Origin of the sequence: Ruegeria sp. ANG10 (assembly GCF_040705255.1) — a bacterium.
GTDB lineage: Bacteria > Pseudomonadota > Alphaproteobacteria > Rhodobacterales > Rhodobacteraceae > Ruegeria.
Map to the genome: position 1 here is coordinate 43,073 of NZ_JBFCVU010000009.1, position 23,201 is coordinate 66,273.

Here is a 23,201-nt window from a genome sequence, read left to right on the forward strand (position 1 = left end):
TTACCTCAACGCGCCCGAGGATTTCAACTCGGCTTCTTTCTCGACGTTGATCCACCACAGGTCTTCCACGCCCAACGCATAGGGTGGCAGGTTTTCCGGGTATTCGTACATGTCCCAATAGGCGACCCAATATTTGCCCAGATACCATGTCGGAACCATGATCCGCTTGGCCCGCAGAACACGGTCCAACGCGCGGACATTGGCGAAAAGCTCCTCGCTTTCGGTGGCGGCGACGATGTTGTCGATCAATGGTTCAATATCGGGGCCATGCGCACCCGACGGGTTGAATACGGAATACGAGGCGGCCTCGGTCCCGAATTGCTGATACAGGCCAGTCGAAGGCTGCAGCGATTTCGGATACCCGCCGACGATCATGTCAAAATCCCGATCCCGGCGGCGCAGCGTGAACTGGGCATTGTCCACCCGGTTATACAGCGCGTCGATACCCATTGCCCGCAGGTTGTCGACAAAGGGCTGAACAATGCGGTCCAGCGTCGGCTGGTCCGACAAAAACTCGATCGACAAAACTTCACCCTTGTCGTTCCGGCGAATGCCGTCATCACCAACCAGCCAACCGGCCTCATCCAGCAGCTTCATGGCCGCGCGCAGGTTGCGACGGTCGTTCTGACGCGCCGGGCGCGATTCATGGGCGCTGACCGGTTCCTCGGTCAGAACGTCCGGGTTCAACGCATCGCCGAGGCTTTGCAGCACCTCCAATTCACGCCCTTCGGGCAGGCCCGTCGCCTCAAGGTGCGTGCCTTCCCAGAACGAACTGCGCTGTTGGAACAACCCGTATTGCAGGCTTTCGTTGGTCCATTCGAAGTTATAGCCAAGCTGGATGGCTTCGCGGACGCGCGGATCCTGCAACTGTGGGCGATCAAGGTTCATGATGAAACCCGACGCCGACGGCACGTTTCCATTCGCCAACTCGTCCCGAATGACCGAGCCATTCGCAATGGCCGGAAAATCATAGGCGGTCGCCCAGCTTTTCGAGTTGTTTTCCTGCCGCAACGTGAACGTGCCTGCCTTGAACCCCTCCATCGCAGCAATCGAGTCACTGAAATACTCGATCCGGATAGTGTCATAGTTGTTGCGACCCACGTTTACGTTGACGTGGTCGCCCCAATAGTCGGGGTTGCGCTTGTAAATGATACGCCGATTGATGTCATAGCTGTCCAAAACATATGGGGCCGATCCAACCCCCTGAACCAAACGCGGTTCGTCCAGACGCCGGTTTTCCGGGTCTGCTTCGAACCAAGCTTTGGAAAACACCGGCGTTCCGCCCACCTGCGAAATCAGTGCCCGGCGCGAGATATCCGGTGCGAAATAGAATTTGACCCTGTGTTCATCCAATGCTTCGGCGCGTGGGATACGCTTGCGCACCGCATCCGCATAAGATTTCAGCCCCTGATCCAGCAGCAGATTGTGGGAAAACACAACATCCTCGGCGGTCACGGGGCTGCCGTCGGAAAATCGGGCCTCGGGCCGCATGTTGAAAATAACCCAATCCTGACTTTCGGGGTATTCCAGGCTTTCGGCCAGCAACCCGTAATAGGCCGCGGGCTCGTCATAGGATGGAACCAGCAGGGTTTCATATTGGTCAGCAGACCGCGCGCCTGCGCGCCCTTTCCGCGTAAACGGGTTCAAGCTAGAGAACGTGCCTTGCGCGGCATAAGACAGCTCTCCCCCGCGCGGGGCGTCGGGGTTCACATAGTCGAAATGAGTGAAACCTTCGGGGTACTTCAAATCACCGAATTCCGAGAATCCGTGGCTTTTGATTATCTTTTCTTCCGCAAAAAGCTGAGCCGAGGTCAGCATGACCACAATCAACCCGAACATCAAAGCGTGCGACCAACCCTTAATATCCACCGAGCGCGCCTGTGCAGTAAGTCGATTGGATATCATTTGGCTCATCCTCTGGGTCGTTGTGTCTTTTATCTTGTTCGCGCCAGCTAAATGACCAGCACTGTCAGGTTCAAGTTTAGAATGCGTGAACACTTTGTGAAGTTTTTCTTAGGCAAAAAAAAGCCGCTGCGCGAGGCAGCGGCTTAGAAAATCATGCGTTGATCAAAGGATCAGTTGCCGATGGTCTGCAGATACGCGATCAGATCGGCGCGCTCTTGTGGTTTTTTCAGACCAGCAAAGCTCATCGAAGTACCCGAGATGTAAGCACTTGGGCGCTCGAGGAACGCATCCAGCGCTTCGGGCGTCCAGTTGCCGCCATGCGCCTGCATCGAGGCCGAATAGCCAGTGAAGCCTTTGGCCGATGCAACCGGGCGATCTACAATTGCGTACAAATAGGGGCCGGTGCCATTTGCGCCGTCTTCCAGCTTGTGGCAGGCGGTGCATTTACGGAAGACACGGGCGCCTTTTTCCGGATCGGCGGCGGCCAGCATATCTTCGAAGACCACCTCTTCACCGTCAGCGCTTTCACCAGCGCTTTCGGTTTCGATAATGTAAGAGGCTGTCTCACCATGCCCATCCGCATGGTAAAGAACTTCGGCACCCCATTTGGCCAGAAGAAGCACCAGGAAGGTGCCAAACAGGCCTGCGGCGGCCTTGGTAACTGTCATCGTGTCGAACATTGATCGCGAGTCCATTTCAGCTGTCTGCGGGGTGTCTAAGGCTTCCCCTTGCAAGAGGCAAGGTATAGACACCGCGACTAAACGCCCAATTCTAGAACTTGTTGCACGGAATCGACCAAATGAGCAATCGTATCGCATTTCAGGGAGAACCAGGCGCCTATAGCCACGAGGCCTGCCGCAATGCACGCCCCGATATGGAGGCCCTGCCCTGCCGTACTTTCGAAGATGTGATCGAATCGGTTCGGTCAGGCGCGGCTGATCTGGCAATGCTGCCGGTCGAAAACACCACCTATGGCCGGGTGGCCGATATTCACCGCCTGCTGCCCCACAGCGGACTGCACATCATTGATGAGGCCTTCGTACGCGTACATATCAATTTGCTGGCCGTCCCAGGTGCAACGCTTGAGGATATCACCGAGGCGCATTCGCATTTGGTTCTACTGCCGCAATGCGCAGGCTTTCTGAAAGAACACAACATTCGCGGCCGCGTCAGCCCCGACAACGCGCGCGCCGCGCGTGAGGTCTCGGAGCAAGGTGATTTGCATTCTGCGGCGCTGGCGAGCGAGTTGGCGGGCGAAATCTACGGGCTGAACATGCTGGCCCGTCACATCGAAGATCAGGACAACAACACCACGCGGTTCCTGGTGATGTCGCGGCAGGCGGACATGTCTCGGCGCGGCCCGCACGGTATGATTACCAGCTTCGTGTTTCAGGTGCGCAACATTCCGGCGGCGCTGTACAAAGCGATGGGCGGCTTTGCCACCAACGGTATCAACATGACAAAGCTGGAAAGCTATATGGTCGACGGGTCATTTACCGCGACCCAGTTTTATGCCGATATCGTCGGGCACCCCGAAGACCGCAACGTGCGGCTGGCTATGGAAGAGCTGGAGCATTTCACAACCAATGTCGAAGTGCTGGGCGTTTACCCCGCAGCGCATTCGCGCGGGTAAGGGCCTGGTTTCATCCGACTGTGTAGGCTTTGCACACGGCCCCTTCGTGGGATCTGTAATCGGCAAAGCTCATAGCGGTATAATAGGCCAGACCTTGGACATTGGTTGCCGCAATGGTGGCGTCGATGGGGGGAATGCCTTGCTCTTTTGCAACCTTCAATGTCGCCTGAAACAAGGCCCGCCCGACACCGCAACGCGCGGCCGAGGGTCGAATGTGGGTACCGATGATTCCCCAGCCGGCCTGTACTCCGTAAGGATTGGCTGCGACCGCCCGTTTCATGGACTGGGACCCCAAAATTCGGGTTTAGCTGAGTGCCAAGACACATGTCAACTGATCCGGGTGCCCAACATAGTTCGTCAGTACAAAGCCCGGGTCACTCGGTCTTTTGCGTTTCCCGGCAGCCGTTATTTCCTGCAACACGTCTGAAATGCCTTCGACGTCGTCCAAACCGGCCTGTCGGATGATCAGATTGCCCATTTGCCCCCTGTCAGGAACCGTGCATATGGCGTTCTTCCATCTCGCGCGCGAACTCGCTGAGCCGCAGTTGGAATTGCCGACGGAACCGCGACTGGCCCAGTCTCAGTGACTGCAGCAACAACCGCGCCGGCAGAGTTTTCGCCGCCAGCGCCATTTCAACGCTCAAGCGGGTTCGGCGTTGCGACAAGGCCAGAAATTCAACAGTCGTTGTTCCGTTCATGCCCTTGCTTGCCGCCTGAAACCGCATCAAGGCAGGCGGGTCGCATTCAGCCATCTCAATCGCAACATGGCGGGGCTTGCCGCGCAGATTGAACTCGGTTTCCCACTGTGTACCGGGCACAACACCCATATGACCCGACATGCGCCTTACTTCGATCCCCCGGCGCATGGCCATGCGTTCGAACCGCTCAAAATCAGCGACCATTTCGAACACCGCATTGATCGGGGCTTCGATATCTTCGCGCGCTGTAAACTGCATGGTGGTTCGTGGGTCTCTTGTTTATTGGCCTAGTATTTTGTCAGTCCAGCGTATCCGCAAGCCAGTTTTGCAGCAGGAAATGCGCAATGGCCCCCTTGCGTGCGGGCAGCAGGACCGGGTGTTCCCCGGCAAAAGCCTGCATCATCTCGGGCTTACTGACCCACATTGCATCTTCGATTTCCACCGGATCAATGGTGATCTCGCGTGACAGCGCCTCACCCGCGCACCCAAACATCAGCGAGGCTGGGAATGGCCAAGGCTGGCTGGACAGGTAGCTGACCGAGCCAACTGGCACGCCTGCCTCTTCCATCACCTCACGCCGAACCGCGGCCTCAAGCGTTTCACCGGGCTCAACAAATCCAGCCAACAGGGAATACATCCCCTCGGGCCAGCCCGGTGACCGCCCCATCAGAACCGAATCCCCATGCGTGATCAGCATGATGACCACCGGATCGGTGCGCGGAAAATGCTGCCCGCCGCATTCGGGGCAACTGCGCTGCCATCCTGCCTGGGATACTTCGCTGGGTGCGCCGCAACGGGCACAGAACCGATGCGTTTCGTGCCAGCCAATAACGGCCTTGGCGGCCGCAGCCAACTCCGCATCGCGGGCAGACAGACGGGTCATGATCCGGCGCAACTCAGCAAAGACATAGCCTGTGGGCAGGTCCGGGTGCTGCTGTTCCGACGGGTCGATAAAGGCACCGACCTGCGACATGTCCAGCCCCTCGGGGGACCAGCCCGAGATATCCAGCGCAAAAACCGGATCACCGTCTGAAAGTCCCAGAAATACAGGTTCTTCAATACTGCCGCCCGGGCCGTTTTCCACCAATTCGTGGGTCATGGGAATCAACCCCAGGCGGTCCAGTGCTTCCCCCTGAACCAGCGGCTTGCCACGCCACAACAACAGGCAGGTCGCTTGCGGATGCGCGCGCACCTGCGCCAAATGGTCTGAATTCCCTCGAATATGCGCCGCGCGATCAAGGCCCGAGCTGCCAAATGTCACCAGTTCCGCGTGTTTCATAGGAATTCCCTTGGGTCGTCGGCACAGGGCTGCCACGGCTGCCCTTTTGTTGCAATGCCAATGTTGCAATGCCTATTCAAACCACCCGAAAACTTGAAGTCGTCAATTGACTAAAAGCACGCCATGCAAGTTGCAATTATTATACTTCTTGGAGAAAATGATTAACATATAACCTCCAGAAGTAGAAATTTGACACATCCCCCTCCCCCGTCCCGCGCGCCACTAAAGATACGGGTTCTGGCAACATCCGATCTGCACATGAATCTATGCGGCTTCGACTATTATTCGGACAGCCCCGACCCCTCAATCGGCTTTACCCGCACCGCCAGCCTGATCCGCGCAGCCAGGTCTGAGGCCGAAGCGCAGGGTGCCCTGGTGGTTTTGTGCGACAACGGAGATTCACTGCAAGGCACGCCGCTAGGGGAATGGGCGGTTCAATCAGAAAATGCGCCGCACATCCTGATGCAGGCATTTTCCGAGCTGAGTTATGACGCAATCGGGCTTGGAAATCATGATTTCGGCTTTGGACTGGAAACGCTGGACCGTGTGATTGCAGATGCTGCGTGCCCGGTGATTTGCAGCAATGCGCACCGACAAGACGCCTCCTCGTGTTGGCAAGATCATGCGATTTTGAATCGAGAAATAAAGTATTATGATCAAAAAGTTACGCTGAAAATCGGTGTGTTCTCAGTCCTTCCGCCGCAGACAGTCAAATGGGAAGCACACCTGCTGCAAGGCAAGGTCGTCATCGAAGATATCCTGACCTGCGCCGCACAAAAAGTGACGGATCTGAAAGCGCAGGGTTGCGATTTGATCCTTGCGTTGGCGCATACAGGGATAGGGTCGGCCGAACCGGAAACGGGTTTGGAAAATGCCGTCATTCCGCTGGCCGGTATCGAAGGAATTGATGCGCTGATTGCCGGGCATTCACATCTGACACTGCCCGGCAACGCACATGACGGGATTGAGCACGTCGATGCAAATCGGGGTCTGGTTCAAAGAAAGCCGGTGGTCATGCCCGGTGCGTCCGGGTCATTTCTGGGGGTGATCGACCTAACATTGGACAGGGCGGGAAATGGCCGTTGGACCGTTCAGAATCATCGCGTCAGTCTGCGGTCGATATGCCCAACCAAACCCGACGGCTCAACCGAGCCTATCCAGGAAGACCCTGTTTTGGCGCGCCTTTTCGCCCGGGGCCATTCGGAAACCCAGCGGCGCACGGCGCAACCCGTTGGCCAGACCGATCAGCATTTGCACAGCTATTTCAGCTTTTGCGCCCCTGACAGAGGTTTGGTCCTGACCGCCGCGGCCCAGGCAGCAGCCCTGCGGCCCTACCTGCAGGACACGCCATTTGCGGATTTTCCTGTTCTGTCCGCAACCGCGCCTTCAAAGTTCGGTGGGCGTGCTGGCCCCCGGTTTTTCACCGACGTCCCGCCCGGCCAGATATGCCTGCGCCATGTCAACGACATGTACGCGTTTCCCAATGAGCTGCAGGCGGTAGCTGTCACTGGAGAGCAGATCAGCGACTGGCTTGAGATGTCTGCAGGCGTATTCAACCAGATTACACCGGGACATCAGACCACATTGGTCGACATCAACAGGGCGGGACATAATTATGATATTATACAGGGACTTACTTACCAGTTTGATCTCTCTCAGCCGGCTCGGTTCGACGCTGGCGGCCACTTGATCGACCCCGTCAACCGGCGCATTCGCAACATTCGCTTTGACGGCCAACCAATGGCCGCCGATCAACGGTTCGTCGTCGCACTGAACAATTACCGCGCCAATGGCGGGGGTCACTTTCCCTTTGTTGATCAGGCCGAACCCATCGCGCTGCCGAATCTGCCTGTTCAGCGCGTCTTGCAGGACTATCTGTCCAGCGCACTGCCGCAGGATCCCTTGCAGTATGCGCCCTATCCTTTTGGCTTTGCCCCGATGCAGGGCACGACTGTGCTGTTAAGAACCGGCCCGAAGGCACAAACCCACATTGCCGAGCTTGAAGAATATGACCCCCTCGTCGTCGGAGAAGACGATGAGGGCTTTTTGCTGATCCGTTTGACGCTCTGACGGGTTGTGTTTCCTGCGCCCGTTGCCTATATCAAACCCCGAGAGGTTGGCGCGGGCGAGCGCCTCGCCAACCTGGTCAGGTCCGGAAGGAAGCAGCCACAACGAGCCCCGCTTGGGTCGATGTCCAACCTCTCACTTAAACTCCCGACATTGAATTGTTGCGAACAGGCCTAGGCAATCAGCCGTGGCCAGACCGCCGCGCTGCGCCGGGCAAATGCACCGATATGGCCAACCTTGGACAGGCCGAACTCGCCCGGAGACAACAAATGGCGGCGTGCGTTGGGTCCGTACAGATCAGCCAGCCGCCAGACCGCGTTCTTTGGCACCAGATCGTCATCCTCAAAGCTGAACAGATCCACGGGTGTGTCTGACTGCGCCCAGCGGGCCTCGGGCAGGGTCACGCCAATTTCGGGCAGATAGTTGCGCGGCGCAGTACACCAGCGGCGCCACTGCCAATACACGCTGGCAGGCAGGTCCGACCCGAATCCCAGTGCCTTGCCCGGCAGATAACCCAGCGCTTTCACGGCCAGAGGCGCATGCCCGTACCAAAACAACAAAGCCAACGCTCGATAAGGCCAGGGATGGTCCGACACAGTCACCGGCCCGGCACAGACGCAGATCATGCGGTCGATCTGATCAATATCGGGCTGAATCGGCCCCAGCATACCGCCGACGGAATGGCCGATGCTCCAGTGCTGCGCGTCGGGGTATCGCCTGCGCATCTCGGCCCGTGCCGCAGGCATGTCGATCAGCGCCCAATCCGCCATCGTGGCCTGAGCTGACTTCAATGGTCTGCTCAGCGAATGACCAAAATCGCTGTAATCATAGGTCAGACAGGCCATGCCATGTTCCGCAGCCAACCAGCGCGCAAAGTGCTGGTAATAGTCGCGCGGCACCCCGGTGGCACTGTGAATCACCACAGCGGTCCGGGGTTCGGCCACCGGCAGGTACAGCCTAGCCGACAGTTGGGTCGAACCCGAAGGAAACTGAAAATCCTCGGTCAAAACAGCTTGTGCGGTATCCAGCATGGCGCCCTCAATCTGAACCGATTAGTTCACCACCCAAACGTTATCGTTTGCCACCCTAAGTCAATCCTGTTTCAGCATGACCACGCGTCCACTTTGCCCCACCAAAAGGTGGCTTGACTCAGGTCACCCCTACCCGCTAGCGATTGGGTGATGGTTCTCGTCCCCGGTCGCCGGGGCGGGATGAAAAGGGAACACGGTGCGGTTCTGCCCGGGAAACCGGAACGAACCAAAGCCGCGACTGCCCCCGCAACTGTAAGCGGTGAGCAATGCCGAAACACCACTGGCCGTAAGGCTGGGAAGGTCGGCAACGCAACGACCCGCAAGTCAGGAGACCTGCCATCGAACAAGAAACCGAAACTCGGGCGGGGCGTCCGGGCAGGTCGTCAGTACGCTGCCACACCTGATCCTTGCCCCTGTCCCGCGCGCGGAGGGCGCAATATGATCTGGAAGACAAGGACACACAAATATTCCGCAACTGTCTGTCAACGCACAGGCAAAACCTGTCCGGCATTGGCACAGATGGCGCGCGCGATCGTACAGGCGATGGACGCTGCCGTTCCGGCAACCACGCCTGATTTTGAGTTCGACGGCAGCACTGAGCTGGCCTATTGCACGCAAGGCTGCAGCGCTCGGTTTCGCGCGCAAAAAGACTTGATCCGCGTCTTTTGTGGAACAAGCGAGGATGTGCCCCTCGAGTCGCTGGATGATTACGCAGATATGATGTTCGGCCCGGATGTGACTATACGCCCTGCAGGCATGCTAACCACTCCACCCTGCGCCATGCTTGAGGTCACAGCGATCCCGCCCAACCCGGTAGCACAGGCAGAACGGCAGGTGGCGCTCTGATCTAGTCGCGCGTCCGCCCAAGGGCGGCCCATTCCATCTGGCCGTCGGTCTCGACGGCGCAGGGCCGCACCGCACGCAAACGGGTCAACGCTGTCTCGGGGTCTTCGCCATGCTCGACCATAAGGCGCAGCACGATCATCCCGGACCGGCCACAGCCGCCCCGGCAATGCACCAGCACCCGCCCTCCGCGGGACAGGATATCAGTCGCCGCAGGGCTGACACTGCCCCACGCCGCGTCAACCTCAGTGGGCGGCGTGCCGAAATCCGCGACTGGCAGGTGCGCCCATTCGATATTGAGTGCCCGCAGGTCGTCACCCAGCCCACCTGCGCCCTCTTGCAGCATTTCGATCTCGGTGGTCATCGAGATCACAAGATCCGGCTGCCAGTTGCGGATCGCTCCCAAATCCCGCGTATACGCGCCACCGCGCCCCGGAAGGGGCGACAAGGCAACGGTGCCGTTTCCAAGCTGAACGGAGTGAATTGCGAACTGGCTCACTACGAACCCTCCCTGATGCTCGCTTGTAAGATGCGCAAACTGCGCTGCAAACCCAAATTCTCCCAAGCCTGCTGTGGACGCGGGCGGCAGGGGTCTCTACGCTGCATCGGAACCCGAATCCGACAGAGCAGACATGAACGACACGCCCAGCCCCGCCTATCAGGTTCTTGCCCGCAAATACCGCCCGGAAACCTTTGCCGATCTCGTCGGTCAGGACGCAATGGTGCGCACGCTGAAAAACGCGTTCGAGGCCGACCGGATCGCGCAGGCCTTCATCATGACCGGCATCCGCGGCACCGGCAAAACCACCACGGCGCGGATCATCGCCAAGGGCATGAACTGCATCGGTCCGGATGGTGAAGGCAAGCCAACGACTGAGCCCTGCGGCCAGTGCGAACATTGCGTGGCCATTATGGAAGGCCGCCATGTCGACGTGATGGAGATGGATGCCGCCAGCCGCACCGGTGTGAATGACATCCGAGAGATCATCGACAGCGTCCGCTATCGCGCTGCCAGCGCACGCTACAAGATCTATATCATCGACGAGGTCCACATGCTGTCGACCAGCGCGTTCAACGCGCTGCTCAAGACGCTTGAGGAACCGCCCGAGCATGTGAAGTTCATCTTTGCCACCACCGAGATTCGCAAGGTGCCGGTGACAGTGTTGTCACGCTGTCAGCGGTTCGACCTGCGCCGGATCGAACCCGAGGACATGATCGACCTGCTCAGCAAGATCGCATCGGCGGAAAATGCCCAGATCGCGGATGACGCGCTGGCGCTGATTACCCGTGCGGCTGAAGGCTCGGCCCGGGATGCGACCTCACTGCTGGATCAGGCGATCTCGCACGGGGCGGGTGAAACCAGCGCCGATCAGGTCCGCGCGATGCTGGGCCTGGCTGATCGTGGCCGGGTACTGGACCTGATGGGCATGATCCTTCGCGGGGATGCCGCGGGCGCGCTGACCGAGTTGGGCGGGCAATATGCCGAAGGTGCCGATCCGCTGGCCGTCCTGCGTGACCTGGCAGAGATCACCCATTGGATCTCTGTTGTTAAAATCACGCCAGACGCAGCCAATGACCCCACCGTATCCCAGGACGAACGCGCGCGTGGTCAACAAATGGCCGAGGCCCTGCCGATGCGAGTCCTGACCCGGATGTGGCAGATGTTGCTAAAAGCCCTTGAAGAGGTCTCAGCCGCCCCAAATGCCATGATGACTGCTGAGATGGCGGTGATCCGCCTGACCCACGTGGCCGATCTGCCCAGCCCGGAAGAACTGATCAAACGTCTGCAAGACACGCCCGCACCGCCAAATGGCGGACCCGGTGGCGGGATACCGGCGCCATCGCATGCCGCGGTTCAGACGCAAGCGCCGGTGGCATCTTCTTACGCAGCTCCCGCCCATGGTGGGGGCGGCGGCGCACCCAGCGCGGCGTTGGCGCAGGATGTGCAGGCCGCCCTGGCACGCTATCCGACCTTTGATCACGTGGTGGAACTGATCCGCGCAAACCGGGACGGCGTGCTTCTGGATGAGGTCAAGCGCTCGTTGCGATTAGCGGCTTATCAGCCTGGACGCATCGAATTCCAACCGACCCAGCGTGCCTCGGCCCAGTTGGCGCAACGTCTGGGGACCGCCCTGCAGCGATGGACCGGTAACCGCTGGGCAGTCACTGTCGTCAACGAAGGCGGCGGCGAGACGATCTATGAAAAGGAAAACGCGGCTGAGGAAGCACTGAAGGCAGAAGCCCGCGAACACCCGCTGGTGCAGGCGGTTCTGGCCCAGTTCCCGAAGGCGCGGATCAAAAGCATTGAAACGCCGGAACAACGTGCCGCCAAGGTAGAAACCGAGGCCCTGCCCGAAGTCGAAGACGAATGGGACCCGTTCGAGGAAGACTGAGCCACTTCAACACACACCCCTGAAATCCTCCCGCGCTGCCGGGCCCAACGGGAGGAAAGGTCTTTCAAACGGGCGGGAGCACCCCCCCTTGTGCCACACGGGTACCGCCCGTATTTAGGCGACAAAAGCGATACACAGGAGAATACCGATGCTCAAAGGACTCGGCGGTCTGGGCGACATGGCCAAGATGATGAAATCCGCGCAGGACTTGCAGGCCAAGATGACGGACATGCAGGAAGAGCTGAACAACATGATGGTTGTCGGCGAATCCGGTGCCGGGCTGGTCAAGGCCACCGCCACCGCAAAAGGTGAGTTGAAAGGGCTGGACATCGACCCGTCGATCTTTAACGGCGACGACAAGGAAGTGGTCGAGGATCTGATCCTGGCCGCCATCAAGGACGCCCAGACCAAAGCGGCTGAACGCGCGCAGGCCGAGATGGCGAAACTGACCGAAAGCATGGGCCTGCCCGCAGACATCAAGCTGCCGTTCTGATACACCCTCCTGACGGATCATTGGCCGGGCAACCCTGCCCGGCCCATTTGCAGGAGCGCGCCCGGTGAGTTCGAACAGCGATATCGACAACCTGATCGATCTGATGGCCAAGCTGCCTGGCCTCGGCCCCCGCTCGGCCCGTCGCGCGGTGTTGCACCTGATCCGCAAACGCGCCCTGCTGTTGACACCTCTGTCGGACGCCATGCAGCAAGTGGCCATCACCGCCCGCGAATGCCTGAACTGCGGCAATGTGGGCACCACCGATATCTGTGACATCTGCGACAACGAGGACCGCGCCACCGGAGAGCTGTGCGTTGTCGAAGACGTCGCCGATCTGTGGGCGATGGAGCGCGCAGGTGTGTTCAAAGGCCGCTATCACGTTCTGGGCGGCACGTTGTCGGCGCTGGACGGGGTCGGGCCGGACGAACTGCGCATCCCCCGCCTCAAGGACCGCGTGACAGCTGAGGGGATCACCGAGATCATCCTCGCCCTGAACGCCACCGTCGACGGCCAGACCACCGCCCACTACATCGCCGATCAGTTGGAGGGACAGGTCCGCCTGACCTCGCTGGCGCAAGGCGTGCCGATTGGCGGAGAGCTGGATTATCTGGATGACGGGACGATTACAGCGGCATTGAGGGCGCGGAAGGAGCTGTAACGCCAGTCTTTAAGCAATCACATACATCGCGCCCAAAACTCAAGACGGTACCATGTCGCTAATTCAAACCTTCACTCATTGAAAATTGCATTGAACCTGAGCTGCAAGTTTCTCAATGTCTTTTTGCGGGGTGTATTTTGCGAGTGTGCGGCCCTGCGTTGTGCATCCGGACTGAGCTGCGGCTTTGCGCAATAAGTCCATTCTGGCATCCTTAATTGCTTCAAAATTCAGCGTGAAGGGTCCTCTCATCTTGGCCAGCACCACATATGTGGAGCCATTCACCGTAACCAATCGGAATTTTCCACTGACTTTGCCCGATTTGATTTTCATTGCCCAAGGCGCGCGCCATTTTGACGACGCGATACGCATGGCTGCTTCCGCACCCGGATAGTTTGAGGTGCGATCGGACACATACCATGGAATACCGCTGGGCGTTGCCCGTAAACCCGATCCACCGTTGCTTTCAGCAATCCCAGGAACGGCACAAACCAGTAACGCAATTAGGGCGGCCATAAATGAATTTCGAGAGTGCATTATTGTTCTTTCTCCACAAATTTTTCGCGATTAAAAACGTGTAACTATGGCCCAATTGAGGCCTCCATATTCAAAATGCTCGGCAACGCCCGAATAGGTCCAAGATAAATCACTCGGACAGCCAGAACCGGTTCAACTCACTTCTTTCTCCAATATACTGTTCATTAAACCGATCAACTTACGGGAGCTTCCTATGACCCGCCTTCTCGCCCTAACCTTCGCCGTCTTCACAGCAACCGTTGCGTGGTCTCAGGAGCTCATCGACAAGGGTTTTGTCGAAGGCTGGAACATCATGATGGACCCTGCGCTTGGAAATGGGTGCCTGATCCAGACGATCTATCAGGACCTCTCGGTGGTGCGTATCGGCTATGACGCGCTCGAAAATCGCGGGTATTTCGCCGTCTACAACAAGGCCTGGGGCGATATCGAGCAGGGTAAAAGCTATCCGATCCGGTTCGAGCTGGACGGCAAGAGCTTTGACGCCAACGCCATCGGCTTCAATCAGCGCGACGTGCCCGGCGCGACGGTGTTCTTCACCGACCGCAGTTTCGTCAACGCCATCGCGCAGAACAAAACTATGACCGTCTATAACCCGGCCGGTGAGGTGGTGATGGCGATTGATCTCAAAGGCACCGCCAAAGCGCTGGACTATGCCCGCGATTGCCAGAACCGGAAACTTTAACGAATCGGATCGAACTGAGCGTCTTTGGCCGTGCAATCACGGATCACGTCGCGGCCACAGGGCACCGGGTCAAGGTCGCGGGACAGGCATAGGCGCACCTCTTCGATGTAACCCTGTTTGCAGGTGACGGTGATCATGTCTGGCTGCAACGCAGGGTTCGCTTTCAGGAACGCCTCTTCGACCACCGACGCAGGCAGCTTGACTGTTGCATCCAATTTACGGAACACCTCGGGGCGTTGAACGCCCTCATAGGCCTGTCGAGACAGCGCGAAATAGTCCGGGGCGCTCAGGCCCGAACAAGTGCCGTGCTTTTTCCATTGATGCCAGGCCAGCCCCGAACTGCCCTGAATATCCGTCATTTCCCGGGTCATGCGACGCGTCGGCGGCGCCTCGGACGTACGGCAATATGCAGGCCAGCCCTGATGATATTGCGGCCAGAGCCCGTGCAATATCCATCCGTGATCATGGCGCGCATCGCATTGGTCCGACCCGCGCGCATCACCTTCGCGGGCGCACCAGTTGGGCGACCAGCTCAGCGACAGGACATAATAGTCAAACTCACCGGCCTTCTCTCCGTCCGCCAGTGCAGCGACCGCGCTCAAGACCCACAAAATCACCCAGCGCATTCGCCTCTTCCCTTCTTGCCTTGCCGCGACTATATAGGCCCCAAGTTCCCCGACAACGGAAACCTGCCCCAAGACCAAGGGGCCGCCGAATTCCGGCGACGGGACAGATGTATTTATAGGAGACGGGCTGATGGCAAAACCGCTTATGGCCAAGGCAACAGCCGTATGGCTGGTGGACAACACCACGATCAGCTTCAAGCAGATCGCGGATTTCGTGGGCATGCACGAGTTGGAAGTGCAAGGCATCGCCGATGGCGACGTGGCCGCGGGCGTGAAAGGGTTCGACCCCATCGCCAACAACCAGTTGACCCAGGATGAGATCGACTCGGCGCAGGGCAACCCGCTGCATAAGCTGAAGCTCAAGTTCAACCCCGCTGCTAGCGGTGAAGAAAAACGTCGTGGTCCGCGCTATACCCCGCTGTCCAAACGGCAGGACCGTCCGAACTCGATCCTTTGGCTGGTCAAATTCCACCCCGAGCTTAGCGACGGTCAGATCGCCAAGCTGGTGGGCACCACCAAGCCGACCATTCAGTCGATCCGCGAGCGCACCCACTGGAACATCTCGAACATGCAGCCGATCGACCCGGTTGCGCTGGGTCTGTGCAAACAGTCTGAGCTGGACGCGATCGTGCAGAAGGCCGCGGCCAAGAAAGCCGCCGAAGGTGGCGTCATGAGCGATGATGAACGCCGCAAGCTGGTGTCGACCGAACAGTCACTGGAAATGGACGCAGCACCGAAGATCCCGACCGCCATCGAAGGTCTGGAAACCTTCTCGCTGTCTGACGACCCTGTGGAAGAGAAAGAAGAAGAGCCGGTCATCGACGCCGACAGCTTCTTCAACCTGCCCAAAGGCGGGGCCGAGGATGAAGACGAAGACGATCTGCGCCCCTAAGGCACAGATGGCCCCAGTCCGAACAGGCCGGGGCTTTTTTCCCGCAGGGATTCCATGCTGACCATCCTGTCCAAAATTTTTGGCCCGCACCGCGCCGTATCGATCTACGCCTTTCTGAAGACATGGGGTTTGTTGGCGATTGCAATCGTCGGCACCATCTCGATTGCGACCGCACTGCTGGTGCTTAACGACGACGGCTCGCACGAGCATGACTCGTACCTGACCGTTTCGGTTCTGTCGGCAACACCCGTGAACGGGGACTTGAAGAACGGTATCATAGCCTCGGTTCAATTGCCGGATGGGTCGGCCACGTCCATCAACGAACCCAAAGAGCATGTCGCACGAACAGTGGGCACCACAGCCTGTGTCGAAAAACGTGTCTACGTAAACAGCGGAGAGGCACGGTACAGGTTCAAACTGCCGAGCCTGTGCGAGGCCAACGAATAAGCAAAACCGCCCGTTGGACCCACCGGGCGGTTTTTCCTTTAGATCATCTGAAACAGAATACCGGCAATGATCGCCCCGGTAATCCCAAGCCCCAGATAGGTGGCAAAGACCCGTGGTTTGACCAGTGACCAGACGGCTGCCATCGCCGGGATCGAGCTGACCGCGCCCGCGATCATGAACGACATCGCGGCCCCCGCGCTCATCCCCTGCTCCGTCAGCCCCGCCAACAGTGGCGGTGCGACGTAGGAGTTCAGGTAGGCAGGCATCCCGACCAGCGCCGCGATCACGATGGGTACGATGCCCTCACCCCCCACCACGCGGGCGATCAGATCGGCCGGGACATAGCTGACCAGCAGCGCCTCTAGCACATAGGCCAGCGCCAACCATTTCAGCAGGAACAGCCCGTTATGAACAAATTCCGACCGGAACCGCTGACGACGCTCAGGCACCTGCCAGAACCGCCAGACCGGTTTGTCATCCTGTTTTGGACCACCACAAGCGCTGCAACCGGCTGGTTTGTATTCGCGCAACGGTTGGGCAAAGGCGCCCGAGCGCATCAGGCCGCGCACAACGAAACCGCCGAACAGACCCAACGCCACCGCAGCAACCGCCTTGCCAATCGCAAACGGCCATCCCAAAGCACCGGCGGTGATCAACAGAGTGGGCGGGTCGATCAGCGGAGAGCTCAGCCAGAACGCCATCACCGCAGACAGGGGCGCCCCCAAAGCCAACAATCCGGCAATGAAGGGAATGACCTCACAGGAACAGAACGGCGCCAGCCCTCCAAACAGAGCGGCCAGCAGGATCATCCGCGTCTCGCGCCCTTCAAAGGCGCGCGCGACCATCACCTCGGCCCCGGTCGCCTTGAGGTAGGACAGCAACAAAACGGCGAACAGGATATACTGGCCGGTATGGACCAGCGCCTTGCCGGCGAAGGTCACGACCTCACCCCAGTTACCAGGGTCCAAAACAGCCACGGCGACCAGGATTGCAACGATCAATGCCCAAGGGGTTTTAATCAGATCAAGCGCCTTCACGGGCACTTTGGGGTTTTGCGTCAGTTCAGCCATCGTTCGCGGCCTTTCCCACTTCGTCCGCGCAGCATTCGGCAAGGATGAACTGCGCCAGATTTCTCAACTCGTCATAGCAGGCACGGTTGATCGTACTGCGCCCGACTTTCTCTTGTTCCACGACACCGCCCGCGGCCAAAAACCGAAGGTGATGCGCCAGGGTTGACGGTGCGATGCCCGTCCGTTCTTGAATATCACCAACCGTCAGGCCCGCCTGCCCGGCGCGAACCAAAGTTCTTAGAACCTTCAACCGGGCCTCGGACCCCATGGCCGAAAATCCTGCTGCAGCAGTTTCCCACATATTCGATTCTCCATTAAACTAGATTTCTAGTTATTTAGGTGAATTGAATCCAACGGTCAAGCACGGTAACGCGGGAAATTTTGGAAAAGTCATAAGTCCAGATTGCTCATCTTTTAGGTCCACCCTATAAGACCTCATGGCAATATCGGTCGACACATTCTTTCTTGAGCTGAACGGGCAAGGCACGCTGCAGGCGCAGATCCAGCAGATGATTGCCGAAGGCATACTGTCCGGCAGGTTTCATGTGGGGGAAAAGCTGCCCTCGTCACGCAAACTGGCCGCCCATCTGGGCGTCAGCCGGATTACGGTAACGCTGGCCTATACCGAACTGCTGGCCAATGATTATCTGACGGCAAAGGGGCGTTCGGGCTATTTCGTTTCTCAAAACGCACCGGTGCCGCCGAAATACACGCCCCTTCAGCGCGGTGCAGAAACCGTGGATTGGGACGCTGCGCTGGCTCGCAAATTCTCGGGCGGGGACATGCTGTCGAAACCTCGGGACTGGCGCAGCTATCGCTATCCATTCATTTACGGGCAGGCGGATCGCAATCTTTTTGACCACGCCAACTGGCGCCTGTGTGCCGTACGCGCCCTTGGGCACAAGGATTTCGAATCCCTCACGACAGATTACGTGGATCAGGATGATCCGCTGCTGGTCGAATTCATCGCCCGTCACACCCTGCCCCGTCGCGGCATCGCCGCCCGCCCCGAAGAGATTCTGATCACCATGGGCGCACAGAACGCGCTGTGGCTGGCCTCACGCATTTTGCTGACCCACAACCGCACCGCGGTGATCGAAGACCCATGCTATTACTCTCTGCGCAGCCTGCTAGAGCATTGGGATTGCGACGTGACTCCGATACCGGTCGACCGCGACGGGCTGCCCCCTGAGACGTTGCCTGACTCCGCCGACGTTATCTTTACGACGCCCAGTCACCAAAGCCCGACCACCGCAACCATGCCCGTTGAACGCAGGCACAAATTGCTGGAACGCGCGCACGACCTGGACGCAATGGTGGTCGAAGACGATTATGAATTCGAAATGGCCTTTCTGGGCGCGCCCTCGCCGGCGCTGAAGTCGATGGACCGCGATGGCCGCGTGATCTATGTTGGCAGTTTTTCAAAATCGCTGTTTCCTGGATTGCGTCTGGGATACATGGTCGGCTCGGAACCGTTTATCCGCGAGGCGCGCGCGCTGCGCTCGTTGGTGTTGCGCCACCCGCCGGGACACATCCAGCGCACCGCCGCCTATTTCCTGTCATTGGGCCATTACGACGCGCAGATCAGGCGCATGTCCAAAGCTTTGGCGCGCAGGCGCGAGGCCTTAGACAAGGCGATCGACGAACACGGGCTGACAGTGGCCGGGCGTGGCATCATGGGCGGATCATCCCTGTGGATGTCTGCCCCTGAACACGTCGACACAACGCAACTGGCCCACACGCTGCAGGGCCAGAGCGTTCATATCGAACCCGGCGCGCCATTCTTTTCGGGGCCGGATCAGCCGCAAAATTTCTACCGTATTGGCTATTCCTCGATCCGGCAGGACCGCATTGAACCGGGTGTGAAACTGATCGCTGAAGCCATTCGTGCCAGTTAGAGGCACGCTGGACCTATTTCGCAAATCCATCTGGCCCTAACGCAGCCCTGCCCCATAGGTCAAAACCGTATGCAAAGGCGGGGCGCCGTGCCCGGCCATTCCACACATGCGCGGAGATCATTCATATGAAAATGACGACTGAAGAAGCATTCGTTAAGACGTTGCAGATGCACGGGATCGAACATGCGTTCGGAATCATCGGCTCGGCCATGATGCCGATCTCGGATATATTCCCGAAGGCTGGAATTTCGTTCTGGGACTGCGCCCACGAAGGGTCGGGCGGCATGATGGCCGACGGTTACACCCGAGCGACCGGCAAGATGTCGATGATGATCGCGCAGAACGGCCCTGGCATCACCAACTTTGTAACGGCTGTTAAAACCGCTTACTGGAACCACACCCCAGTACTGCTGATCACGCCGCAGGCCGCCAACAAGACCATCGGTCAGGGCGGATTCCAGGAGATGGAGCAAATGCGCATGTTCTCGGACTGCGTTGCCTACCAGGAAGAACTGCGTGACCCGTCGCGTGTTGCCGAAGTTCTGAACCGGGTAATCCTACAGGCCAAGCGTGCCTCGGCACCGGCCCAGATGAACATCCCGCGTGACATGTGGACCCAGGTTGTCGACATCGAGCTGCCGAAGATTGTTGAGTTTGCCCGCACCGCAGGCGGTGACGAGGCACTGCAGGAAGCAGCCGACATTCTGTCGGAAGCCAAATTCCCTGTCATCTTGAACGGTGCCGGTGTTGTTCTGGCGGATGCGATCCCGGCCTCGGCCGAACTGGCTGAGCGTCTGACCGCGCCGGTTTGTGTTGGCTATCAGCACAACGACGCCTTCCCCGGCTCGCACCCCCTGTTTGCCGGCCCTCTGGGTTACAACGGCTCGAAAGCCGGGATGGAGCTGATCAGCAAGGCGGATGTGGTCCTTGCCCTTGGCACACGCCTGAACCCATTCTCGACGCTGCCCGGCTATGGCATCAACTACTGGCCAACAGATGCGAAGATCATTCAGGTTGACCTGAACCCGGATCGGATCGGTCTGACCAAGGACGTGACCGTTGGTATCGTCGGCGACGCCAAGAAGGTTGCCGAAGGTCTGCTGGCCCGTCTGGGTGACAGCGCCGGTGACGCAGGTCGCGAAGATCGCAAAAACACCATCGCAACGACCAAATCGGCCTGGGCACAGGAACTGAGCTCGCTGACTCACGAAAACGACGATCCGGGCACCACCTGGAACGAGCGCGCGCGTGCAGCCAAGCCTGACTGGATGAGCCCACGCATGGCATGGCGCGCAATTCAGTCAGCGCTGCCCACAGAGGCGATCATCTCGTCCGATATCGGCAACAACTGCGCAATCGGCAACGCCTACCCTTCGTTCGAAGAAGGCCGCAAGTATCTGGCTCCGGGTCTGTTCGGTCCCTGCGGCTATGGCCTGCCAGCGGTTATCGGTGCCAAGATTGGCTGCCCCGATGTTCCGGTTGTCGGCTTCTCGGGTGACGGCGCATTCGGCATCGCCGTGAACGAGCTGACGGCGATTGGTCGTGACGAATGGCCAGCGGTCACGCAGATCGTTTTCCGCAACTACCAGTGGGGTGCGGAAAAGCGTAACTCGACCCTGTGGTTCGACGACAACTTTGTCGGCACCGAGCTGGACACCAAAGTGTCGTATGCGGGCATCGCGCAGGCTTGTGGACTGAAGGGCGTTCAGGCGCGCACACAGGACGAGCTGACTGCGGCGCTGAATCAGGCGATCATCGATCAGAAAAACGGCATCACCACGCTGATCGAAGCGATGATCAACCAGGAATTGGGTGATCCGTTCCGCCGCGATGCGATGAAGAAGCCCGTCGAGGTCGCTGGTATCGACGCTGCGGACATGAAGTCCCAGGCCGGAGCATAATTACGTGAAGCCCCTACGCCAAATTCTTGGGGCTGCCACCAGTTCCAAAAAGATCATCGCCCTTGCTGAGGGCGATGATCCACGCGTCGTAGAAGGTGCGCTGAAAGCGCGTGCCGAGAATGCGGCCGATATCATCCTTGTGGGAGATCACGCCAAGATCACCGCCTTGCTGGCGGAAAAAGGCGGATCCGATGTAGACGGGATCGACATTCACGACCCAGCGACATCCCCCCACACGGATCGGTTCGCCACGACCTATCATGAGCTGCGCAAACACAAGGGCATGACGCCCGAAAACGCGCAGAAACTGATCAAAAACCGCCTGAACTATGCCGCGATGCTGGTCCATCTGGGACTGGCTGATGGCACTGTCGGCGGTGCCGTTGAAACCACCTCGGACACTGTGCGCGCCGCTTTGCAGATCATTGGCAAAGCGCCCGACGCCCATATGGTGTCCAGCTTCTTTTTGATGATTTATGACCGCGACCACCACGCGGTTCAAGGTGTTCACATCTTTGCAGATTGCGGCCTGGTTGTTGATCCCGACGAACGGGAACTGGCCGAAATCGCGCAGGCATCGGCTGCGTCGTACCACGCCCTGACCGGCCAGGAACCCCGTGTTGCCATGCTGTCCTTTTCCACAGGCGGCAGCGCCAACCATCCCAAAGTTTCCAAGGTGGTCGAAGCCACCCGGATCGCCAAAGCCGCAAGCCCGCATCTTCTGATCGACGGCGAGCTGCAATTCGACGCCGCCTATGTTCCCGAGGTCGCCAGCAAAAAGGCCAAGGATTCACCCTTGGAAGGGCAAGCCAATGTGTTTGTCTTCCCGAACCTTGATGCCGGGAACCTTGGCTACAAAATCGCCCAGCGCATTGGCGGGGCCGAGGCTGTGGGACCTGTACTGCAAGGTCTGGCCAAACCGGCAAACGACCTGTCGCGTGGCTGTTCAGCTGATGACGTTCTGCACATGATCGCCGTGACGGCCGTTCAGGCCCAGCACGCCGACGCCGAGCCCGAGACCTGTTGATCCGCTCCATACATAACCCCGGCGGCGTCCCCGCCGATGACGCCAGAGCGTCAAGAAGGACCGTCGATTAGATGCTGGCCATGACCCAGATTTCAAACCTTGTCGGTGCAGAAGCAACCCAAAAGGCCCGTACCCTGTTTCCGGGGATTATGGTGGCCATCATTGTTGCCGTATCTGCCAAATTCCTGTCCGAGCATTACGCGACGCCGGCGATGCTGATGGCGCTGCTTTTGGGCATCGCGCTCAGCTTTCTGGGGGAAGAGGGTAAAACCGTCCCAGGTATCGGCTTTGCCGCAAAATCGCTACTGCGTCTGGGTGTGGCGCTGTTGGGCGTTCGGGTGTCGATGACACTGATGATGGGGCTGGGCTGGGATCTGATTGCGTTGGTCGTGGGCGGGGTTCTGGCAACAATCGGATTTGGTCTGTTGGTTGCCCGGTTCTTTGGCCACAAATGGCGTTTTGCCTTTCTGACTGCAGGTTCGGTCGCGATTTGCGGCGCCTCTGCCGCAATGGCCATCAGTGCCATCCTGCCCAAAGATGAACGGTCCGAGGAACGGCTGATCTTTACCGTTCTGGGCGTCACCGTTCTGTCGACCATTGCCATGATCGCCTATCCGATCCTGGTACGCATGCTGGGCATGAATGACATCGCGGGCGGTGTGTTTCTGGGTGGAACGATCCACGATGTGGCACAGGTGGTCGGCGCGGGCTTTTCGATCTCGGAACAAACCGGGGATACCGCGACACTGGTGAAACTCATCCGTGTGGCGATGTTGGCCCCGGTGGTTCTGGTCGCCTCGCTGATCATCCGCGGCGTCGCTGAAATGGACGAAACCGGCAAACGCCCCCCGATCCTGCCGGGCTTTGTCCTTGGCTTTCTTGTTCTGGCCGCCGCCAGCTCTTTCAGCCTGATCCCGCCATTTATTACCGATCTGCTTAGCCAGACATCGCGGTGGCTGCTGCTGATCGCCATCGCGGCGGTGGGCATGAAGACAAACCTTAAACAAATCCTGTCGGTCGGCGGCGCTGCCATCGCTCTGATCGTCATAGAAACTCTTTTCATTGCAGGGATTATCCTAGCCGGAATAACATTCCTGACCTGATCCGCCCCGACAGAAGGACGC

The 23,201-nt window shown here is 58.9% G+C and carries 25 protein-coding genes, 1 other RNA gene and 1 riboswitch; of the genes, 14 read left to right on the plus strand and 12 right to left on the minus strand.

Annotation, left to right across the window (positions count from 1 at the left end; all coding sequences use genetic code 11):
- Both AB1A64_RS17085 and AB1A64_RS17090 read right to left on the minus strand, forming a co-directional pair.
- Positions 1-1,905 (minus strand): extracellular solute-binding protein, encoded by a 1,905-nt coding sequence (locus AB1A64_RS17085; protein ID WP_366552516.1) that lies wholly within the window; start codon positions 1,903-1,905, stop codon positions 1-3.
- A gap of 170 nt (positions 1,906-2,075) precedes the next feature.
- The gene (locus AB1A64_RS17090) at positions 2,076-2,585 is read right to left on the minus strand and encodes a cytochrome c family protein (protein ID WP_366552792.1); all 510 of its coding nucleotides are present in this window, start codon (positions 2,583-2,585) and stop codon (positions 2,076-2,078) included.
- Positions 2,586-2,704: 119 nt separating this feature from the next.
- On the opposite strand from AB1A64_RS17090, the gene AB1A64_RS17095 reads away from it, so the two are divergent.
- Positions 2,705-3,538 (plus strand): prephenate dehydratase, encoded by an 834-nt coding sequence (locus AB1A64_RS17095; RefSeq protein WP_366552518.1) that lies wholly within the window; start codon positions 2,705-2,707, stop codon positions 3,536-3,538.
- A 10-nt stretch (positions 3,539-3,548) separates the two neighbouring features.
- On the opposite strand, the gene AB1A64_RS17100 is transcribed toward AB1A64_RS17095, so the two are convergent.
- The 4 genes from AB1A64_RS17100 to nudC are packed head-to-tail and all read right to left on the minus strand — an operon-like array spanning position 3,549 to position 5,515.
- Positions 3,549-3,818 (minus strand): GNAT family N-acetyltransferase, encoded by a 270-nt coding sequence (locus tag AB1A64_RS17100; RefSeq protein ID WP_366552520.1) that lies wholly within the window; start codon positions 3,816-3,818, stop codon positions 3,549-3,551.
- Between the two features lie 24 nt (positions 3,819-3,842).
- Positions 3,843-4,016 carry a hypothetical protein gene (locus AB1A64_RS17105; RefSeq protein ID WP_366552522.1) on the minus strand — a complete coding sequence of 58 codons (174 nt, stop codon included), beginning with the start codon at positions 4,014-4,016 and terminating at the stop codon, positions 3,843-3,845.
- A gap of 10 nt (positions 4,017-4,026) precedes the next feature.
- On the minus strand, positions 4,027-4,494 hold the full coding sequence (locus AB1A64_RS17110) for an SRPBCC family protein (protein ID WP_366552524.1): 468 nt from the start codon (positions 4,492-4,494) through the stop codon (positions 4,027-4,029).
- A 40-nt stretch (positions 4,495-4,534) separates the two neighbouring features.
- Positions 4,535-5,515 (minus strand): NAD(+) diphosphatase, encoded by a 981-nt coding sequence (nudC, locus tag AB1A64_RS17115; RefSeq protein WP_366552526.1) that lies wholly within the window; start codon positions 5,513-5,515, stop codon positions 4,535-4,537.
- A 189-nt stretch (positions 5,516-5,704) separates the two neighbouring features.
- On the opposite strand from nudC, the gene AB1A64_RS17120 reads away from it, so the two are divergent.
- Together AB1A64_RS17120 and ffs are read left to right on the plus strand one after the other, a co-directional pair.
- Positions 5,705-7,585 carry a bifunctional 2',3'-cyclic-nucleotide 2'-phosphodiesterase/3'-nucleotidase gene (locus AB1A64_RS17120; protein ID WP_366552528.1) on the plus strand — a complete coding sequence of 627 codons (1,881 nt, stop codon included), beginning with the start codon at positions 5,705-5,707 and terminating at the stop codon, positions 7,583-7,585.
- Between the two features lie 39 nt (positions 7,586-7,624).
- Positions 7,625-7,723: signal recognition particle sRNA small type (gene ffs / locus AB1A64_RS17125), an RNA gene on the plus strand.
- Positions 7,724-7,755: 32 nt separating this feature from the next.
- Here the strand turns inward: ffs and AB1A64_RS17130 are convergent.
- Entirely contained in the window at positions 7,756-8,613 is an 858-nt protein-coding gene (locus tag AB1A64_RS17130) for a hypothetical protein (protein ID WP_366552530.1), read from the minus strand.
- 134 nt (positions 8,614-8,747) lie between these two features.
- A riboswitch (cobalamin riboswitch) is annotated at positions 8,748-8,969 on the plus strand.
- 82 nt (positions 8,970-9,051) lie between these two features.
- Between AB1A64_RS17130 and AB1A64_RS17135 the strand changes: the two genes are divergently transcribed.
- Entirely contained in the window at positions 9,052-9,459 is a 408-nt protein-coding gene (locus tag AB1A64_RS17135; RefSeq protein ID WP_366552532.1) for a hypothetical protein, read from the plus strand.
- Between the two features lies 1 nt (position 9,460).
- On the opposite strand, the gene AB1A64_RS17140 is transcribed toward AB1A64_RS17135, so the two are convergent.
- Positions 9,461-9,955 carry a dual specificity protein phosphatase family protein gene (locus AB1A64_RS17140; protein WP_366552534.1) on the minus strand — a complete coding sequence of 165 codons (495 nt, stop codon included), beginning with the start codon at positions 9,953-9,955 and terminating at the stop codon, positions 9,461-9,463.
- A 73-nt stretch (positions 9,956-10,028) separates the two neighbouring features.
- On the opposite strand from AB1A64_RS17140, the gene AB1A64_RS17145 reads away from it, so the two are divergent.
- The 3 genes from AB1A64_RS17145 to recR all read left to right on the plus strand — a co-directional run bounded on the left by AB1A64_RS17145 (position 10,029) and on the right by recR (position 13,000).
- On the plus strand, positions 10,029-11,849 hold the full coding sequence (locus AB1A64_RS17145) for a DNA polymerase III subunit gamma/tau (RefSeq protein ID WP_366552536.1): 1,821 nt from the start codon (positions 10,029-10,031) through the stop codon (positions 11,847-11,849).
- A gap of 148 nt (positions 11,850-11,997) precedes the next feature.
- Positions 11,998-12,342 (plus strand): YbaB/EbfC family nucleoid-associated protein, encoded by a 345-nt coding sequence (locus AB1A64_RS17150; protein ID WP_366552538.1) that lies wholly within the window; start codon positions 11,998-12,000, stop codon positions 12,340-12,342.
- Positions 12,343-12,406: 64 nt separating this feature from the next.
- The gene (gene recR / locus AB1A64_RS17155) at positions 12,407-13,000 is read left to right on the plus strand and encodes a recombination mediator RecR (protein ID WP_366552540.1); all 594 of its coding nucleotides are present in this window, start codon (positions 12,407-12,409) and stop codon (positions 12,998-13,000) included.
- A gap of 75 nt (positions 13,001-13,075) precedes the next feature.
- Here the strand turns inward: recR and AB1A64_RS17160 are convergent, their stop codons facing one another.
- On the minus strand, positions 13,076-13,513 hold the full coding sequence (locus AB1A64_RS17160) for a hypothetical protein (RefSeq protein WP_366552542.1): 438 nt from the start codon (positions 13,511-13,513) through the stop codon (positions 13,076-13,078).
- A gap of 214 nt (positions 13,514-13,727) precedes the next feature.
- Here AB1A64_RS17160 and AB1A64_RS17165 point away from each other — a divergent pair, with 214 nt between their 5' ends.
- A complete protein-coding gene (locus tag AB1A64_RS17165; RefSeq protein WP_366552544.1) occupies positions 13,728-14,216 on the plus strand; it encodes a hypothetical protein in 489 nt (162 codons plus the stop codon).
- On the opposite strand, the gene AB1A64_RS17170 is transcribed toward AB1A64_RS17165, so the two are convergent.
- The gene (locus AB1A64_RS17170; RefSeq protein WP_366552546.1) at positions 14,213-14,842 is read right to left on the minus strand and encodes a ribonuclease T2; all 630 of its coding nucleotides are present in this window, start codon (positions 14,840-14,842) and stop codon (positions 14,213-14,215) included. The genes AB1A64_RS17165 and AB1A64_RS17170 overlap by 4 nt on opposite strands.
- Positions 14,843-14,972: 130 nt before the next feature.
- Between AB1A64_RS17170 and AB1A64_RS17175 the strand changes: the two genes are divergently transcribed.
- On the plus strand, positions 14,973-15,734 hold the full coding sequence (locus tag AB1A64_RS17175; protein ID WP_366552548.1) for a cell cycle transcriptional regulator TrcR: 762 nt from the start codon (positions 14,973-14,975) through the stop codon (positions 15,732-15,734).
- Between the two features lie 54 nt (positions 15,735-15,788).
- Entirely contained in the window at positions 15,789-16,181 is a 393-nt protein-coding gene (locus tag AB1A64_RS17180; RefSeq protein ID WP_366552550.1) for a hypothetical protein, read from the plus strand.
- Between the two features lie 38 nt (positions 16,182-16,219).
- Here the strand turns inward: AB1A64_RS17180 and AB1A64_RS17185 are convergent, their stop codons facing one another.
- Positions 16,220-17,251: a permease gene (locus AB1A64_RS17185; protein ID WP_366552552.1), complete on the minus strand. Its 1,032-nt coding sequence runs from the start codon at positions 17,249-17,251 to the stop codon at positions 16,220-16,222.
- Entirely contained in the window at positions 17,244-17,552 is a 309-nt protein-coding gene (locus AB1A64_RS17190) for a metalloregulator ArsR/SmtB family transcription factor (RefSeq protein WP_366552554.1), read from the minus strand. The genes AB1A64_RS17185 and AB1A64_RS17190 overlap by 8 nt, the downstream gene beginning before the upstream one ends.
- A 136-nt stretch (positions 17,553-17,688) precedes the next feature.
- Between AB1A64_RS17190 and AB1A64_RS17195 the strand changes: the two genes are divergently transcribed.
- The 4 genes from AB1A64_RS17195 (at position 17,689) to AB1A64_RS17210 (ending at position 23,180) form a co-directional block, all read left to right on the plus strand.
- Positions 17,689-19,149 carry a PLP-dependent aminotransferase family protein gene (locus AB1A64_RS17195; protein ID WP_366552556.1) on the plus strand — a complete coding sequence of 487 codons (1,461 nt, stop codon included), beginning with the start codon at positions 17,689-17,691 and terminating at the stop codon, positions 19,147-19,149.
- Positions 19,150-19,274: 125 nt separating this feature from the next.
- Positions 19,275-21,050, plus strand: coding sequence for a sulfoacetaldehyde acetyltransferase (gene xsc / locus AB1A64_RS17200; RefSeq protein ID WP_366552558.1), 1,776 nt, complete (start codon positions 19,275-19,277; stop codon positions 21,048-21,050).
- Positions 21,051-21,054: 4 nt separating this feature from the next.
- Entirely contained in the window at positions 21,055-22,077 is a 1,023-nt protein-coding gene (pta, locus tag AB1A64_RS17205) for a phosphate acetyltransferase (RefSeq protein ID WP_366552560.1), read from the plus strand.
- 80 nt (positions 22,078-22,157) lie between these two features.
- A complete protein-coding gene (locus tag AB1A64_RS17210; protein ID WP_366552561.1) occupies positions 22,158-23,180 on the plus strand; it encodes a putative sulfate exporter family transporter in 1,023 nt (340 codons plus the stop codon).
- The last annotated feature ends 21 nt before the right edge of the window (positions 23,181-23,201 follow it).